The organism is Seohaeicola sp. 4SK31, assembly GCF_028802875.1.
GTDB lineage: Bacteria > Pseudomonadota > Alphaproteobacteria > Rhodobacterales > Rhodobacteraceae > Seohaeicola.
Genome location: NZ_JARAMP010000021.1, coordinates 62,082 through 76,648, shown reverse-complemented (window position 1 = coordinate 76,648; position 14,567 = coordinate 62,082). Strand labels below are relative to the sequence as shown.

16 protein-coding genes are annotated in these 14,567 nt (G+C 63.0%); 5 read left to right on the top strand and 11 right to left on the bottom strand.

The annotated features are described in order from the left end of the window. The first annotated feature begins 990 nt into the window (after nucleotides 1-990). Nucleotides 991-1,638 (top strand): hypothetical protein, encoded by a 648-nt coding sequence (locus tag PVW27_RS16725; protein ID WP_274559709.1) that lies wholly within the window; start codon nucleotides 991-993, stop codon nucleotides 1,636-1,638. A 105-nt stretch (nucleotides 1,639-1,743) separates the two neighbouring features. Then, entirely contained in the window at nucleotides 1,744-2,370 is a 627-nt protein-coding gene (locus tag PVW27_RS16720; protein WP_274559708.1) for a 50S ribosomal protein L25/general stress protein Ctc, read from the top strand. A gap of 75 nt (nucleotides 2,371-2,445) precedes the next feature. Here the strand turns inward: PVW27_RS16720 and PVW27_RS16715 are convergent, their stop codons facing one another. Further along, on the bottom strand, nucleotides 2,446-2,766 hold the full coding sequence (locus tag PVW27_RS16715; RefSeq protein ID WP_274559706.1) for an antibiotic biosynthesis monooxygenase family protein: 321 nt from the start codon (nucleotides 2,764-2,766) through the stop codon (nucleotides 2,446-2,448). 133 nt (nucleotides 2,767-2,899) lie between these two features. On the opposite strand from PVW27_RS16715, the gene pth reads away from it, so the two are divergent. The 3 genes from pth to PVW27_RS16700 are packed head-to-tail and all read left to right on the top strand — an operon-like array spanning nucleotide 2,900 to nucleotide 5,180. After that, nucleotides 2,900-3,577 (top strand): aminoacyl-tRNA hydrolase, encoded by a 678-nt coding sequence (pth, locus tag PVW27_RS16710; RefSeq protein ID WP_274559704.1) that lies wholly within the window; start codon nucleotides 2,900-2,902, stop codon nucleotides 3,575-3,577. Between the two features lie 27 nt (nucleotides 3,578-3,604). Further along, nucleotides 3,605-4,768: a serine hydrolase domain-containing protein gene (locus PVW27_RS16705; protein ID WP_274559702.1), complete on the top strand. Its 1,164-nt coding sequence runs from the start codon at nucleotides 3,605-3,607 to the stop codon at nucleotides 4,766-4,768. Nucleotides 4,769-4,799: 31 nt separating this feature from the next. After that, nucleotides 4,800-5,180 carry a DUF2237 family protein gene (locus PVW27_RS16700; RefSeq protein ID WP_432762088.1) on the top strand — a complete coding sequence of 127 codons (381 nt, stop codon included), beginning with the start codon at nucleotides 4,800-4,802 and terminating at the stop codon, nucleotides 5,178-5,180. Between the two features lie 116 nt (nucleotides 5,181-5,296). On the opposite strand, the gene trpB is transcribed toward PVW27_RS16700, so the two are convergent. The 10 genes from trpB to aroA all read right to left on the bottom strand — a co-directional run bounded on the left by trpB (nucleotide 5,297) and on the right by aroA (nucleotide 14,474). Next, the gene (gene trpB / locus PVW27_RS16695; RefSeq protein ID WP_274559700.1) at nucleotides 5,297-6,529 is read right to left on the bottom strand and encodes a tryptophan synthase subunit beta; all 1,233 of its coding nucleotides are present in this window, start codon (nucleotides 6,527-6,529) and stop codon (nucleotides 5,297-5,299) included. A gap of 101 nt (nucleotides 6,530-6,630) precedes the next feature. Further along, nucleotides 6,631-7,422 (bottom strand): cobalamin B12-binding domain-containing protein, encoded by a 792-nt coding sequence (locus PVW27_RS16690; protein WP_274559698.1) that lies wholly within the window; start codon nucleotides 7,420-7,422, stop codon nucleotides 6,631-6,633. 192 nt (nucleotides 7,423-7,614) lie between these two features. Next, on the bottom strand, nucleotides 7,615-8,295 hold the full coding sequence (locus PVW27_RS16685) for a phosphoribosylanthranilate isomerase (RefSeq protein WP_274559696.1): 681 nt from the start codon (nucleotides 8,293-8,295) through the stop codon (nucleotides 7,615-7,617). 49 nt (nucleotides 8,296-8,344) lie between these two features. Beyond that, entirely contained in the window at nucleotides 8,345-8,695 is a 351-nt protein-coding gene (locus tag PVW27_RS16680; protein ID WP_274559695.1) for a LapA family protein, read from the bottom strand. Between the two features lie 9 nt (nucleotides 8,696-8,704). Further along, nucleotides 8,705-8,986, bottom strand: coding sequence for an integration host factor subunit beta (gene ihfB / locus PVW27_RS16675; RefSeq protein WP_274559693.1), 282 nt, complete (start codon nucleotides 8,984-8,986; stop codon nucleotides 8,705-8,707). 309 nt (nucleotides 8,987-9,295) lie between these two features. After that, the gene (gene rpsA, locus PVW27_RS16670; protein WP_274559717.1) at nucleotides 9,296-11,059 is read right to left on the bottom strand and encodes a 30S ribosomal protein S1; all 1,764 of its coding nucleotides are present in this window, start codon (nucleotides 11,057-11,059) and stop codon (nucleotides 9,296-9,298) included. Between the two features lie 173 nt (nucleotides 11,060-11,232). Then, the gene (locus PVW27_RS16665) at nucleotides 11,233-11,865 is read right to left on the bottom strand and encodes a nitroreductase family protein (RefSeq protein WP_274559690.1); all 633 of its coding nucleotides are present in this window, start codon (nucleotides 11,863-11,865) and stop codon (nucleotides 11,233-11,235) included. 112 nt (nucleotides 11,866-11,977) lie between these two features. Next, nucleotides 11,978-12,592: a (d)CMP kinase gene (locus PVW27_RS16660; RefSeq protein ID WP_274559688.1), complete on the bottom strand. Its 615-nt coding sequence runs from the start codon at nucleotides 12,590-12,592 to the stop codon at nucleotides 11,978-11,980. 44 nt (nucleotides 12,593-12,636) lie between these two features. Further along, nucleotides 12,637-13,125, bottom strand: coding sequence for a hypothetical protein (locus tag PVW27_RS16655; RefSeq protein WP_274559686.1), 489 nt, complete (start codon nucleotides 13,123-13,125; stop codon nucleotides 12,637-12,639). After that, nucleotides 13,122-14,474, bottom strand: coding sequence for a 3-phosphoshikimate 1-carboxyvinyltransferase (gene aroA / locus PVW27_RS16650; RefSeq protein WP_274559684.1), 1,353 nt, complete (start codon nucleotides 14,472-14,474; stop codon nucleotides 13,122-13,124). Before aroA ends, PVW27_RS16655 begins: the two co-directional genes overlap by 4 nt. Nucleotides 14,475-14,567 lie beyond the last annotated feature (93 nt).

Below are 14,567 nucleotides of genomic sequence, written 5' to 3'. Positions count from 1 at the left end.
ATGCCGGGCTGTGGTTCCGGCGTGGTCGTCTTGCCATGGTCTTCTCCTCGCTCGCAGCATCATGCTGCCATTGCGCGGAAAATCCACTTATCCTGGCTGTTCAGATTTCCGCAGCCACCTCTAACCACTTAACCGTTATCGTACGGTCACTTGATCGCACATAGAAAGTTTTATTGTGCTGCATGCCTTGCTTAAGTTGCTCGACAATTCTTTCCTGCAAATCACCACTTAACCCGTTTTCATTTGAAAAATCTGGGATGAATATGTGCTTGCTGAGCTTTGCCCAGACATCATCAAGATCCTTTCTTCTCTTGAGAATATCATCACCGAAAAAAAACCTCTGTCACCACTTCTCTGATCGCTCTGAATGTATGAAGGAAGCGCACAAAGGCCCCCAAGATCGCCCCGACCAGGATCATCCTTCCCACATCGAAAGATATTTGAGCATACCAGACCAGATTTCCATCAGCGTTGACTGGAGCAGGTGCGTGAAAATGGCCGAACAGATAGAGCCCAAATCCTATGAAAACCAGGGAACAAAACCCAACCGCCGTTCCATACTTTTGGAAAAATTCAGACAGTAACTTTCTTAATGGATGCAACATATCCAAACCCAACCCGGTCAAATCAACTTTAAGGCTTCGTAGTCATTCGCCCTGGAAACAGTCATGGCTTATTCTGATCAAAGTCATCTCTTGGGATTTGCACGAACATGATTAAATATTCCTGAATTCCGAGTGCTTCGACCAACCTCCATATCGTGTATGATGGATGTTATCGTAAAGAAAGTCCTTTCACAGCCATCATGTTCCCCAAGCCTCAAGACCGCCCCAAGAGGTGGTCACTAAAGCGCGTGGCGGCTGGCTGCCTTGATTTCGCGCGGGGGGATCGGGGCGGAGCGGTCGTAAAGTCCCCCCTCCCCCACAACACGCTTTGACAGCGTGGGCCCGCGCGGGGCAGTGTGCGGGCGTGATGTGACAGGGTGCATGGATGCTGGTGTTTGCTGCTGCCAATCTGGTTCTTTTTGCCGTGCCCAAGACGGGGAGCACGGCCTATCATCTGGCGCTGCGGAGCAAGGCGGATATCGTGCTGGCGGGGAAAGCCTCGATCAAGCATCTGACCTTGCGGAAATATGAGCGGCATTTTGCGCCCTATCTGGAGCAGGCGCATGGGTTGGTGCCGGAGCGCGTGGCGGTGATCCGGGATCCTCTGGATTATCTGCGCAGCTGGTATCGGTATCGGCAGCGGCCCGATGGACCTGCGGACAGCAAGCGCGTCAGGGATATGGGGTTTGACGCCTTTGTTCTGGCCACGCTTGAGCGCAGGCCGCCGCCCTTTGCCAAGATCGGGACGCAGCGGGCCTTTGTCGCGGGGCGGGACGGGCAGATCCGGGTGGAGCATCTGTTTGCCTATGAACGGCCCATGGCCTTGCGCGGGTTTCTGAGCGAGAGGCTGGGCTTCGCGATCAAGCCTGCACAGAAGAATGTCTCGCCCCCCGCCGAGACGGCGATCAGCGCGGCGGTCGAGGCAGAGTTCCGGCAGGCGATGGCTGCGGATGTCGCGCTGCACCAACGGATCTTGGCGGCGGGCGGGCATCTGGTGACGCCCACCGGCGCGGTGGTGGATGAGGCGGGGTAAGGGCGCGATTCCCCTCTTTTCAAGCGGGGGGAATGCGTCTATACGCGCGACTTCATGCGGGGATACAGCCTTGGAGGATCCCTGCCCTAACTTTGGAGAGATATTATGGCTGGAGAAATTCCTGATCTTCACGCCCATGTCCGGACGGGGACTGGCAAGGGCGCCGCTCGTCAAGCACGTCGCGACGGCATGGTTCCGGGGATCGTTTACGGTGGCGGGGTCGATCCCGTTGCGATCAACATCCCTTTCAATGCGCTGCTCAAGCGCCTCAAGCAGGGGCGTTTCCTGTCCACGCTGTTCAACCTGAAGGTTGACGGCCATGACGATGTGCGCGTGATCTGCCGCAATGTGCAGCGCGACGTGGTCAAGGATCTGCCGACCCATCTGGACCTGATGCGTCTGCGTCGGACCAGCCGGATCAACCTGTTCATCCACGTGGATTTCATCAACCACGAGACCTGCCCCGGCCTGAAAAAAGGCGGCGTGCTGACGGTCGTGCGTCAGGAAGTCGAGCTGAACGTGCTGGCCGGTGACATTCCGGATCACGTCACGGTCGATCTGGCGGGTCTGAACATCGGCGATGTCATCAAGATCTCGGATGTGACCCTGCCTGAAGGCAGCAAGCCGACGATCGAGCGTGATTTCGTGATCGCGAACATCTCGGCGCCGTCGGGCCTGCGGTCCAGCGGTGGCGATGACGCAGAGGAAGAAGACGACGACACCGAAGAGTGATCGCGTCGGCCCGGTTTTCCGGGGGACAGTGAAGATGAGGCGCGGCCCTTGCGGGTCGCGCCTTTTGCGTCCGTGTCAGGTCTGGTGCAGGACGGTCTCGTAGCCCTCGAACTGCGGCGGGCCCATCAGCGCGTCACGCGTGGTGCTGTTGCCGGCCCCCTTGTGGCTGTCGCGGAATTGCTGCGATTTGGTCCAGCCTTCGAAATCAGTGCGGCTGGCCCAGACCACATGCGAGGTGTAGAGGCGGAAACCGTCGCCATCCGGGCCTTTGAGCAGGCGGAATTCGACGAATCCCGGCATGTCGTTCAGGCGGCTTTCGCGGTCGCGCCACATGGTTTCGAACGCGTCCTCGAATCCGTGACGGACCTTGAAACGGTTCATTGCGATAAAGGACATCTTTGCCTCCGGTCTTGGGGATCATTGGGGCTGGCGCGGGGCTGGCTGGCGGTTCTTGCCGCGGGGGCATAAGATTGAAAAGGCGGGCGCAGGTCAATATCCTGAGGGTCGCAGGCAAGGAAGGGACACGGGCATGAAGCTATTCGTGGGGTTGGGCAATCCCGGCGCGAAATATGCGGGGAACCGGCACAATATCGGCTTCATGGCGCTGGAGGCCATCGCGCAGGCGCATGGATTCGCGCCGTGGCGGGCCAAGTTTCAGGGACAGGTCAGCGAGGGACGTCTGGGCGGCACGCGGGTCGTGCTGCTGAAGCCCGAGACCTTCATGAATCTGTCGGGCCAATCGGTGGGCGAGGCGATGCGCTTCTTCAAGATCGACCCTGCGGATCTGACCGTCTTTCATGACGAGCTGGATCTGGCACCGGGCAAGATCCGGCTGAAGCAGGGCGGCGGTCATGCGGGGCATAACGGGTTGCGGTCGATCCACGGCCATATCGGCGAGGATTACGCCCGCGTGCGGCTGGGGATCGGGCATCCGGGGCACAAGGACCGGGTGGCCGCCTATGTGCTGTCGGATTTTGCCAAGGCGGATCAGGACTGGCTGGATGACATGATGCGCGGCATTGCCGAGGGCGCGCCGATGCTGGCCGCCGGTGAAGGGCCGAAATTCCTGAACGCCGTGGCGCAACGGATGGCGCCGGCGCGGCCGGAAAAGCCCGCGCCCGTGAAGACCGAGGCCCCGAAGCCCGCGCCGGAACCCGCCCCCGATACGCGCAACCCTCTGGAGCGGTTGATCGACCGTTTCCGCTGACCCCCTGCCCCATAAGGAAAGACACCCATGCGTTCCCTGTTGAAATGGACCCTGCGCGCCGTTGCGATGCTGATCCTGGCTGCCGCTGTTCTGGGCGTCTGGAAGCGCGAGGAGATCACGCGGCTTCTGGCTGTGAACAGCCTGTTCGCCGAGGAGAAGATCGTCGGCAATTTCAGCGCGATGGACCGGCTGTTCCTGACCACGCCCATGGCGCGGGGGGATGGGCCGGTCAGCCCCCTGCCCGCTGGCCCGGCCATGAGCCCGCCCGAGGGCATGGATGACTGGATCGCCGAACGCGCGGTGACGGCACTTGTCGTGCTGAAAGATGGCGCAATACGGCATGAAAGCTATCATCTTGATACCACCTCGATGGATCGCCGGATCAGCTGGTCAGTGGCGAAATCCTATCTGTCCGCGCTGATGGGGATCGTGCTGGAGGAGGGTGCGATCGACAGTCTGGATGATCCGGTGACCCGGTATGCGCCGGAACTGGCGGGCAGCGCCTATGATGGCGCGAGCATCCTGAACGTGTTGCAGATGGCCAGCGGCGTGACCTTTGACGAGGATTATCTGGACTTCAACTCCGACATCAACCGGATGGGCCGGGTGCTGGCGCTGGGGCAGTCGATGGACGGGTTCGCCGCAGGGCTGACCGAGACCTTTGTGGAACCGGGGCGGCAATGGCAATATGTGTCCATCGACACCCATGTGATCGGCATGGTGATCCGGGGCGCCACCGGGCGCAGCATCCCCGATCTGATGCAGGAGAAGCTGATCGCGCCAATGGGGCTGGAGGCTGATCCCCTGTATATCACGGACGGGTTGGGCACGGCCTTTGTGCTGGGCGGGTTGAACCTGACCACGCGGGATTATGCGCGGTTCGGGCAGATGTTCCTGCAAATGGGCGAGTGGAACGGGCAGCAGATCGTGCCGATCGACTGGGTCGCCGCCTCGACCGAACCCTCGGCCCCGACGGCGACGGGGGCCGAGCAATACGGGTTGCAATGGTGGATGGCCCCCGATGCGCCTGCGGGCGAGTATTACGCGCGCGGCATCTATGGGCAGTATATCTATGTCAACCGCGCCAAGGGCGTGGTGATCGCCGCGAATGGCGCGGACCGGGGCTTTCGCACGCCGGGGGCCAATCAACAGAACATTGCCATGTTCCGCCGCATCGCGGATGCTATGTAGGTCGGTGAAAGCCCCAACAGACGAGGTTCATATGGTTCTGGACAAATACGACTCTCTCAACGTGCTGGGCGATACGTTGCAACCCTGTTCCTTTGACCCGGTCACCGGCTTTTTCCGCGACGGGCATTGCAACACCTGCGCCGAGGATCAGGGCAGTCATACGGTCTGTGCGATCATGACCGCCGAGTTTCTGGCCTGGTCGAAATATGTGGGCAATGATCTGTCCACGCCGCGCCCGGAATTCGGCTTTGCGGGATTGAACCCGGGGGATCACTGGTGCCTCTGCGCGGGGCGGTTTCTGCAAGCGGTGGATGAGGGCTGCGGGCCGCGCATCAATCTGGAGGCCACCCATCAGAGTGCGCTGGAGATCGTGCCGCTGGAGGTTCTGGTCCGGCACGCTTTGCCAGAATAGCGCGGGACGGAATTTGAGTATTTTTGGCAAGATGAAGCCGGGAGGGGTGACCGTCCCGTCTTCTTCTTGCGTCAAATATCCCGGGGTCCGGGGCAGCGCCCCGGCCTTGACCCCGTTCAGACCTTCATGTCGAAGCCGAGGTGTTTGGCGACGGTGAAGATGTCCTTGTCGCCACGGCCGCACATGTTCATCACTATGATATGGTCGGCGGGCAGATCCGGCGCGATTTTCGCCACATGGGCCAGCGCGTGGCTGGGTTCCAGTGCGGGGATGATGCCCTCCAGCGCGCAGGAGAGCTGGAACGCCTCCAGCGCCTCCTTGTCCGTGATGCTGACATATGTGGCGCGGCCGATATCGTGCAGCCAGCTATGTTCCGGGCCGATGCCGGGATAGTCCAGACCGGCCGAGATGGAGAACCCTTCGAGGATCTGGCCGTCCTCGTCCTGCAACAGATAGGTGCGGTTTCCGTGCAGCACACCGGGGCGGCCGCCGGTGAGCGAGGCGCAGTGCTGCATGGTTTCGTCCACGCCCTTGCCGCCTGCCTCGACCCCGATGATGTTCACGGACGGGTCATCAAGGAAGGGGTAGAAGAGGCCCATGGCGTTGGACCCGCCACCGATGGCGGCGATGACGGTATCGGGCAGGCGGCCTTCGCCTTCCTGCTCGGCCAGTTGCCAGCGGACTTCCTTGCCGATGATGGACTGGAAATCGCGCACCATCGCCGGATAGGGGTGCGGGCCTGCGACGGTGCCGATGCAGTAGAAGGTGTCGCGGACGTTCGTGACCCAGTCGCGCAGCGCGTCGTTCATGGCGTCCTTGAGCGTGCCGCGGCCGGATGTGACGGGGATCACCTCTGCCCCCAGCAGTTTCATGCGGAAGACGTTGGGGGCCTGCCGTTCGACGTCATGGGCCCCCATATAGACCACGCATTTCAGGCCGAACTTGGCGCAGACCGTGGCGGTGGCCACGCCGTGCTGACCGGCGCCGGTTTCGGCGATGATGCGGGTCTTGCCCATGCGGCGGGCAAGGATGATCTGGCCCAGCACGTTGTTGATCTTGTGGGCGCCCGTGTGGTTCAGTTCGTCCCGCTTGAGATAGATCTTGGCGCCGCCGAAATGTTTGGTCATGCGGTCGGCGTAATAGAGCGGTGAGGGGCGGCCCACGTAATGGGTCCACAGATCCTCCATCTCGGCCCAGAAGGTGGGGTCGGTCTTGGCCTTCTCATACTCCTCTTCCAGCGAGAGGATGAGCGGCATCAGGGTTTCCGACACGAAGCGGCCGCCGAACTGGCCGAAACGGCCCTTGTCGTCGGGTCCGGTCATGAAGGAATTGATCAGGTCTTCGGGCATCGGTGGCACCTTCCATTGGCTGGCCCATGATCTAGCCCGTCTGCCGGGTTCGGTAAAGCCACCCTTGGGTTTTTCCTGTGCCGCAGCGGTAAGGGCGGGCGTCAGTTCATGGCCAGCGCCTGCCTGATCTGGTCGAGGGCCGTCACGGGATCGTTCAGCACGCCATCGGCGCCCACGGTGGCGGCGATATCGGCGTGCAGATGCGTGATCTCTCCGGCCACAAAGATCAGCGCGCCGGGGGTCAGCAGGCGGGCCGCACGGACGAAGCGGGCCAGTGGCAGGATCATCGCGTCCGAAGAGGCAGACAGACCGATGACCGGGTAGCCGCCAAGATGCTGGGCCATCAGCAGATCGTCATGGGTCTGCCCGATCTCGAGATCGATTTCCCAGCCTTCGCGGCGGAAAAGGTCTGCGGCCATGGACACGCCCATGACATGGCTTTCACCGGGACAGGCGGCAAAGAGCGCGCGGCGTTGCGGGCTGCCTTCGCGGTCGTAGAACACCTTTTTCAGACCGCAGATGATGGCGGTCAGGCGGCTGGTGGCGAGGGTCACCTGGAGGAAGCCGACCTCGTCATTGTCCCAGAGTTCGCCCAAGCGCCGTGCGGCCCCGGTGATGTAGCCGACATAGACTTCGGACAGGGTCACACCGTCCGCCTGCAGGCCCGTCAGCATGTCCGAGGCGGCGGCATGGCGGTCGGACAGAAGGGCTTTGACAAGCGTTTCGATCTCGGCCGGGGTGGCGTGGTGGTCCGACATCATCGCGCGTTTGGGATGTTCGGCCAATCGCCGGACCACCTCGCGCGCGAGTTCGGTGACAACACCTGATTCCAACCTTTCGGTCTGTCGTTCAGCCGCTGTCAGTGCTGAATGGAACAATCTTTGGTCGATCACGGCATCCCTCCCGCGACATATTCATGTCAACGGCCATGCCAGCGGATCGTGTCGGCTTCAGTGGCCCAGCAAGATCGGGCCGTGTGATATCCGTCAGGTTTCGCGCCTTTGTCCGGTTATCCGGCATGTCCCTCGGGTACGAAGGTATACCGAAAGCGCGAGTCGTCAAAAAGAATCTCGCGTTTGATGATGTCAGCGCAGAACCGGGGGCGAGGCGGCGGGGGCAGTGCCCTGCGCGGCACGGACGAAGGCGGCGATCATCCGCGCGTCCTTGACGCCCGGCGCGCTTTCCACGCCCGAGGCGACATCAACCTGCATGGCCCCGGTCCTGCGGACCGCTTCGGCCACGTTGGCGGCGTTCAAGCCTCCGGCCAGCATCCAGGGCCGGGTCCAGTATTTGCGCCCCGCCAGCAGACGCCAGTCGAAGGACAGGCCGTTGCCCCCCGGCAGCGCGGCGCCGCGCGGTGGTTTGGCGTCGATCAGCAATTGATCGGCCACGGCGGCGTAAAGGTCGATCTGGGCCAAGTCCTCTGCCCCGGCGATGCCGATGGCCTTCATCACGGGCAAGCCATAGCGGGTGCGGATCTCCGTCACGCGGGCGGGGCTTTCGTGACCATGGAGTTGCAGCATGTCCAGCGGGACGGTGTCGATGAGGGCATCAAGCGTGGCGTCATCGGCATCCACCACCAGCGCGACCTTGGCCAGACCGATGGGAGCGGCCAGCGCCAGATCCCGCGCCAGTGCGGGGGCGACATAGCGGGGCGAGCGGGGAAAGAAATTCAGCCCGACATAGCTTGCGCCGCCATTGGCGCAGGCGATGACGTCATCCTCGCGGGTCAATCCGCAGATTTTGACCTTGATGTCGGTAGTCATGAGGCCCCCGGTCGCGCAGCAGTTTTGGCTGACTGCGGGGATAGACGGTTCAGGACGCCTCGTCCAGCAGGGCCAGAACCTCGTCCTGGTCCTGATTCTTGAGGCGTTTTTCGCGGCGCAGCTCGCGCTCCAGCGACTCGACCTCGCGGGTGCGGCGGGCGGCTTCGGCACGGTGCTTGTGTTCGCGCAGCCATTCCCAGACGAAACCGATCAGCACACCTGCGATAATGCCGCCGAAGATCACCACGAAGAGCGGCAGGGTGATCTCGGCGCTGAAGCCGATCAGCCCTTCTACCGTGTCCGGCAGCAGATGCAGCGTCACCGCCGCGCGGTTCGCGGTCGCGACCACGATCAGCACGATGGCAAGGCTGGCCAGAAAGGCGTAGCGGATATAGCGCATGGGGTCAGGTCACTTTCCGTTCAGGCGGTCGCGCAGCAGTTTGCCTGTCTTGAAGAAGGGCACGAATTTCTCGTCCACGGGGACGGTTTCGCCGGTGCGGGGGTTGCGCCCGATCCGGGCGTCGCGCTTTTTGACCGAGAAGGCGCCGAAGCCGCGCAGTTCCACCCGGTCGCCGCGCGCCATCGCGTTGGTGATTTCCTCGAAGATCGTGTTCACGATCTTTTCGACGTCCCGCTGGAACAGATGCGGATTCTCATCGGCAATCTTCTGAATCAGTTCCGATCTGATCATCGGTCATATCTCCCAAAGTGCTGTCATCTGTCTGTCGCAGCTTGAGGCCGACTATAGAAAGAAAGATCGCATCCCGAAACAGGAACGATGTGCGAAATCAGACATTTGACAGTCTGATGGGCTATGCCACGCGGATTTTCGCCCTGAATTGTGCCCCGCCGCGCCGCGGACAGAGCCCTGCCGCGCCGCAGCAGCGCGGATTGATGCGCTGCGGCATCCGGCGCGCGCGCTTGATTCGCAAAAGTTAACGGCCCCGCCTTTGGGGGCGGGGCCGTCATTGTCTGTCGGTTCCGAAGGATCAGAACCGGATCACTTGTCGCCTTTCAGCGCGGCGCCCAGGATGTCGCCCAGCGAGGCGCCCGAGTCGGACGAGCCATACTGTTCGACGGCTTCTTTCTCTTCGGCGATTTCGCGCGCCTTGATCGAGAGGCCCAGACGGCGGGTCTTGCTGTCCACGTTGGTCACGCGCACATCGACCTTGTCGCCGATCGAGAAACGCTCGGGGCGCTGTTCGGACCGGTCGCGGCTGAGGTCGGAGCGACGGATGAAGGATTTCATGCCCTCATACTCGACTTCGATGCCGCCATCTTCGATCGCGGTCACGGAGACGGTGATCACCGAGCCACGCTTCACGCCGCCCACGGCATCGGCGAATTTGTCACCGCCCAGGGCTTTGATCGAGAGGCTGATCCGCTCTTTCTCGACGTCGACTTCCGACACGACCGCCTGGACGACATCGCCCTTGCGGTAGTTCTGGATGGCTTCTTCGCCGCGCTCGTCCCAGGACAGGTCGGACAGGTGAACCATGCCGTCGATGTCGCCGGGCAGGCCGATGAACAGACCGAATTCGGTGATGTTCTTGACTTCGCCTTCGACTTCGGTGCCCTCGGGATGGGTTTCTGCAAACACTTCCCACGGGTTGCGCATGGTCTGCTTGAGACCCAGCGAGACGCGACGCTTGGCGGCGTCGATTTCCAGCACCATGACTTCCACTTCCTGCGAGGTGGAGACGATCTTGCCGGGATGCACGTTCTTCTTGGTCCAGCTCATTTCCGAGACATGGACCAGACCTTCGACACCGGCTTCCAGTTCGACGAATGCGCCGTAATCGGTGATGTTGGTCACGCGGCCGGTGTGAACCGAACCCAGCGGGTATTTGGCGGCGACCAGATCCCACGGATCTTCCTGAAGCTGCTTCATGCCCAGGCTGATACGGTGGGTGTCCTTGTTGATCTTGATGACCTGGACCTTGATGGTCTCGCCGATCGCCAGAATCTCGGACGGGTGGTTGACGCGGCGCCATGCCATGTCGGTGACGTGCAGAAGGCCGTCAACGCCGCCCAGATCAACAAACGCACCGTATTCGGTGATGTTCTTGACCACACCATCGACGGTCTGACCTTCGGTCAGGTTGCCGATGACTTCGGCGCGCTGTTCGGCGCGGCTTTCTTCGAGGATCGCGCGGCGCGACACGACGATGTTGCCACGGCGACGGTCCATCTTCAGGATCTGGAAGGGCTGCTTGAGGCCCATCAGGGGGCCTGCGTCGCGCACGGGGCGGACATCGACCTGGGAGCCGGGCAGGAAGGCCACGGCGCCGCCCAGATCCACGGTGAAGCCACCTTTGACGCGGCCGAAGATGGCGCCATCGACGCGCTCTTCGCTGGCATAGGCTTTTTCCAGACGATCCCAGGCTTCCTCACGGCGGGCCATTTCACGGGAAATGACGGCTTCGCCACGGGCGTTTTCGACTTGGCGAAGGAAAACTTCGACCTCGTCGCCGACCTTGATGTCGGGCTGTTCACCGGGATTTGCGAATTCTTTCAGATCGATGCGGCCTTCCATCTTGTAGCCGACGTCGATGATGGCTTGTCCCGCTTCGATCGCGATGACCTTGCCTTTGACAACCGAACCCTCTTCGGGGGTGTCCATTTCGAAGCTTTCGTTCAGGAGGGCTTCGAAATCCTCCATAGTTGCGCGCTGAGCCATGTGGTCTCTGAGTTCCTTTTCAACGTTGTTTTCTGGCCGTGCGGTTGTCTCCGCCGGTCTTGGGGTTTCATGGGTCCGAAAAATAGTGACGAGACTGGCTGAAACACGGCGTCCGGGTCATCCCGATCCGCGCTTCCTGCCAGCCCTGTTCAGGGTACTGCCGTTCGGACGGTTGGCCAATAGCCCTGTTATCCCTGTTTTGCAAGAGGCAAAGGCGTGATGCCCCTGCCCCTTGCATCCGTGCCGGGGGCTTTCGCCTAGCGGCGTTCGATCACGAAGTCGGCGCGCGGCCGGCGCACCTTGGCGCGGCCATGCAGCCAGTCGTTCTGTGCGTCGCGATAGCCCAAGGGCAGAAGCAGCAGCGATTTCAGGCCCAGTTCGCCCAGGCCCAGGATCTCGTCCACCGCCTGGGGGTCGAATCCCTCCATCGGGGTGGCGTCCACCTCTTCCTCGGCGGCGGCCATGAGGGCGAAACCCAGCGCGATATAGGCTTGCCGCGCGGCGTGTTCGAAATTCACCTGCGGATCACGCGGCAGGTAGCCGGCTTTCAGCTTGTCGTAATAGGCCGTGAGGCTGTCGGTCAGACCGCCCCGCGCGGCGGCGGTCAGGTCCACGAAGGCGTCGATCCGTTCGGCGGTGTAGTTGTCCCATGCGGCAAAGACCAGAAGCGCGGTGCCGTCCACGACCTGCTTCTGGTTCCACGCCACCGGCGCGATCCGGGCGCGCAGATCGGGGTTGGTCACCAGCAGCACCTTGAAGGGCTGCAAGCCCGAGGATGTGGGGGCAAGGCGCGCGGCCTCGATGATACGCTCGATCTTGTCTTCGGGCACCGTCTTGGTCGGGTCCATCGCCTTGGTCGCATAGCGCCAATCCAGTTTCTCGTAAAACATGCCAGTCCTTCTTGCACAGGGGTGTCTTGGGTCAGACTGTGCGAGATAGGCGCGCGGATCGTGACTGCAAGTGTGCATCCGCGCAGGGCAGCCATGCGCGGCGTGAGATATGTCAGGGATTTGGCTTGCGTGCGTCGATGGCGGCGATGGCGGCGGCAACGGCCGCTTCGATATCCATGGCCGACGTGTCGATGAGCACCGCATCCTCGGCTGGCTTGAGCGGGGCCGTGCTGCGGTCGCGGTCGCGGGCGTCGCGGTCATGGACATCCGCCAGCACCTCGGCATAGGTCATGTCGCTGCCCGCCGCGCACAGTTCGGCATGGCGTCGCCGCGCGCGCACCTCGGGGCTGGCGGTGACGAAAAGCTTGGCCTCGGCCTCGGGGCAGATCACGGTGCCGATGTCGCGCCCGTCCAGCACGGCGCCGCCTGCGCGCCGGGCAAAGGCGCGCTGGAAATCCAGAAGGGCCGTGCGGACCTCGGGGATGGTGGCGACCTTGGAGGCGGCCTGCGCCGCCTCGGCCCCGCGCAGACCGTCGCGTTCCAGATCCTGCGGGGTCAGCGCCTCGGCCGCCTGGATCGGATCGACACCGTCCAGCATCCGCATCCCGACGGCGCGATACAGGAGTCCGGTATCCAGATGGGCAAAGCCGAAATGCCCGGCAACGGCCCGGCTTATGGTTCCCTTGCCCGCGGCCGCGGGTCCGTCGATAGCTATCGTGAAGGCCATGGCGTGCTCCTTTGTCTCAGAGCTAAACCATGGCGCGGCGGGTTTCAATAAAGCGGGCCGTTGCGCCGGTAATCGCGCCAGACCATCCAGAGCAGCGCGACGGCCAGCCCCAGCAACGCGAACTTGCCTTGCGTCAGGGCAGAGGCATGGTCGGACAGGCTGACGTCGCCGCTACGCAGGATGCCGCGCAGCACGGCATTCTCCCACAGGTCGGTGGCCGAATAGAGAAACGGGACCATCGCCAGCCAGCCACGCCCCAACCGCAGGATGATGCTGGCCAGCAGCAGGCCCAGCAGCGGCGGAAAGAGCGTGTCCAGCCAGTGGATCGGCCCGAGATAGAGCGTCAGCGCCCGCTGTTCGAGGGCCATGATCCAGCCCGTCATGCGCGCCGCGTCATAGCCGGTGATCCAAGTGTCGGGGGGCAGATGGCCGCCGCTGGCAGGCACCATCCACAGCAGGCCAATGCCCAGCATCAGCAGATAGACAAGGCCGGTGGCGGCTGCGAGGATCCGGATATAGCGCCGGTAGGTCATGTCGCGCTCCGCGTGATCCGCGCGCCCAGCGCCTGCATCAGCGGCTCGAACACGGGAAAGGATGTGGCGATGGGCGAGGCATCATCCACGGTGACCGCGTCGCGGGTGACCATGCCCAGCACGAGGAAGGACATGGCGATGCGGTGATCGAGATGGCTGGCCACGGTGGCCCCGCCGGGGATGTTGCCATGCCCCAGACCCTGGACGATCCACCAGTCGGGGCCATCCTCGACCGCCACGCCATTGGCGCGCAGGCCGGTGGCCATGGCCTCGATCCGGTCGCTTTCCTTGACGCGCAGTTCCTTGACGCCGCGCATGGTGGTGGAGCCTTGCGCGCAGGCGGCGACGATGGACAGCACGGGGTATTCGTCGATCATGCTTGCCGCGCGGTCGGGCGGCACTTCGATCCCCTGCAAATCGGGCGAGAAGCGCGCGCGCAGGTCGGCGACGGGTTCGCCGCCTTCCTCGCGCAGGTTTTCATATGTCAGGTCCGCGCCCATTTCACGCAGCGTGGTGAAAAGGCCCGCGCGCGTGGGGTTCAGGCCGATATTGGGCACCAGCACATCCGAGCCGGGCACGATCAGCGCGGCGCAAACCGGAAAGGCGGCGCTGGAGGGATCGCGCGGCACCACGATATGCTGTGCCACAAGTTCGGGCTGACCGGTCAGGGTGATCTCGCGCCCCTCGGGGGTGTCGCGGGTGACGATCTGGGCGCCGAAGCCGGCCAGCATGCGTTCGGTATGATCGCGCGTGGCTTCGCGCTCGATCACGACCGTTTGGCCCGGCGCGTTCAGCCCGGCCAGCAGGACGGCGGATTTCACCTGCGCGGAGGGCACGGGCACGACATAGCGCACAGGCACCGGATCGGCGGCCCCCACCACGGTCATGGGCAGACGGCCACCGGAGCGGCCCACGGATTGCGCGCCGAACAGCGCCAGCGGGTCGGTGACCCGCGCCATGGGGCGTTTGTTCAGGCTGGCGTCCCCCGTGAAGGTGGCCGTGATGGGCGATGTGGCCATGGCCCCCATGATCAGCCGCACGCCGGTGCCGGAGTTGCCGCAGTCGATCACCTGATCGGGTTCTGCAAAGCCGCCCACGCCCACGCCATGCACGGACCAATTCCCGCCGCCGTGATCCGTCACTTCGGCACCGAAGGCGCGCATGGCGCGGGCTGTGTCCAGCACGTCTTCACCTTCCAGCAGACCTTCGATCCGGGTCTCGCCCACGCTGAGCGCGCCGAGGATCAGGGACCGGTGGCTGATCGACTTGTCACCGGGCACATTTGCCTCGCCCGTCAGGGGGCCGCAGGCGGTGGATGTCATCGGGACGGGTGTGGCATGACCGGACATCGGGTCGCTCCTCAGTAAATGCTCGCAGCGTGATAGCCCAGCCCGCAGGCACGGTCCATTGCCGCTGTTTCTTCTTGCTGAAAATATCCATAC

Bases quoted from the DNA above. Each gene is read 5' to 3' on its own strand.
- PVW27_RS16725 (WP_274559709.1), top strand. From the start codon at position 991: ATGCTGGTGTTTGCTGCTGCCAATCTGGTTCTTTTTGCCGTGCCCAAG.
- PVW27_RS16720 (WP_274559708.1), top strand. From the start codon at position 1,744: ATGGCTGGAGAAATTCCTGATCTTCACGCCCATGTCCGGACGGGGACT.
- PVW27_RS16715 (WP_274559706.1), bottom strand. From the start codon at position 2,766: ATGTCCTTTATCGCAATGAACCGTTTCAAGGTCCGTCACGGATTCGAG.
- pth (WP_274559704.1), top strand. From the start codon at position 2,900: ATGAAGCTATTCGTGGGGTTGGGCAATCCCGGCGCGAAATATGCGGGG.
- PVW27_RS16705 (WP_274559702.1), top strand. From the start codon at position 3,605: ATGCGTTCCCTGTTGAAATGGACCCTGCGCGCCGTTGCGATGCTGATC.
- PVW27_RS16700 (WP_432762088.1), top strand. From the start codon at position 4,800: ATGGTTCTGGACAAATACGACTCTCTCAACGTGCTGGGCGATACGTTG.
- trpB (WP_274559700.1), bottom strand. From the start codon at position 6,529: ATGCCCGAAGACCTGATCAATTCCTTCATGACCGGACCCGACGACAAG.
- PVW27_RS16685 (WP_274559696.1), bottom strand. From the start codon at position 8,295: ATGACTACCGACATCAAGGTCAAAATCTGCGGATTGACCCGCGAGGAT.
- PVW27_RS16680 (WP_274559695.1), bottom strand. From the start codon at position 8,695: ATGCGCTATATCCGCTACGCCTTTCTGGCCAGCCTTGCCATCGTGCTG.
- ihfB (WP_274559693.1), bottom strand. From the start codon at position 8,986: ATGATCAGATCGGAACTGATTCAGAAGATTGCCGATGAGAATCCGCAT.
- PVW27_RS16665 (WP_274559690.1), bottom strand. From the start codon at position 11,865: ATGTTTTACGAGAAACTGGATTGGCGCTATGCGACCAAGGCGATGGAC.
- PVW27_RS16660 (WP_274559688.1), bottom strand. From the start codon at position 12,592: ATGGCCTTCACGATAGCTATCGACGGACCCGCGGCCGCGGGCAAGGGA.
- PVW27_RS16655 (WP_274559686.1), bottom strand. From the start codon at position 13,125: ATGACCTACCGGCGCTATATCCGGATCCTCGCAGCCGCCACCGGCCTT.
- aroA (WP_274559684.1), bottom strand. From the start codon at position 14,474: ATGTCCGGTCATGCCACACCCGTCCCGATGACATCCACCGCCTGCGGC.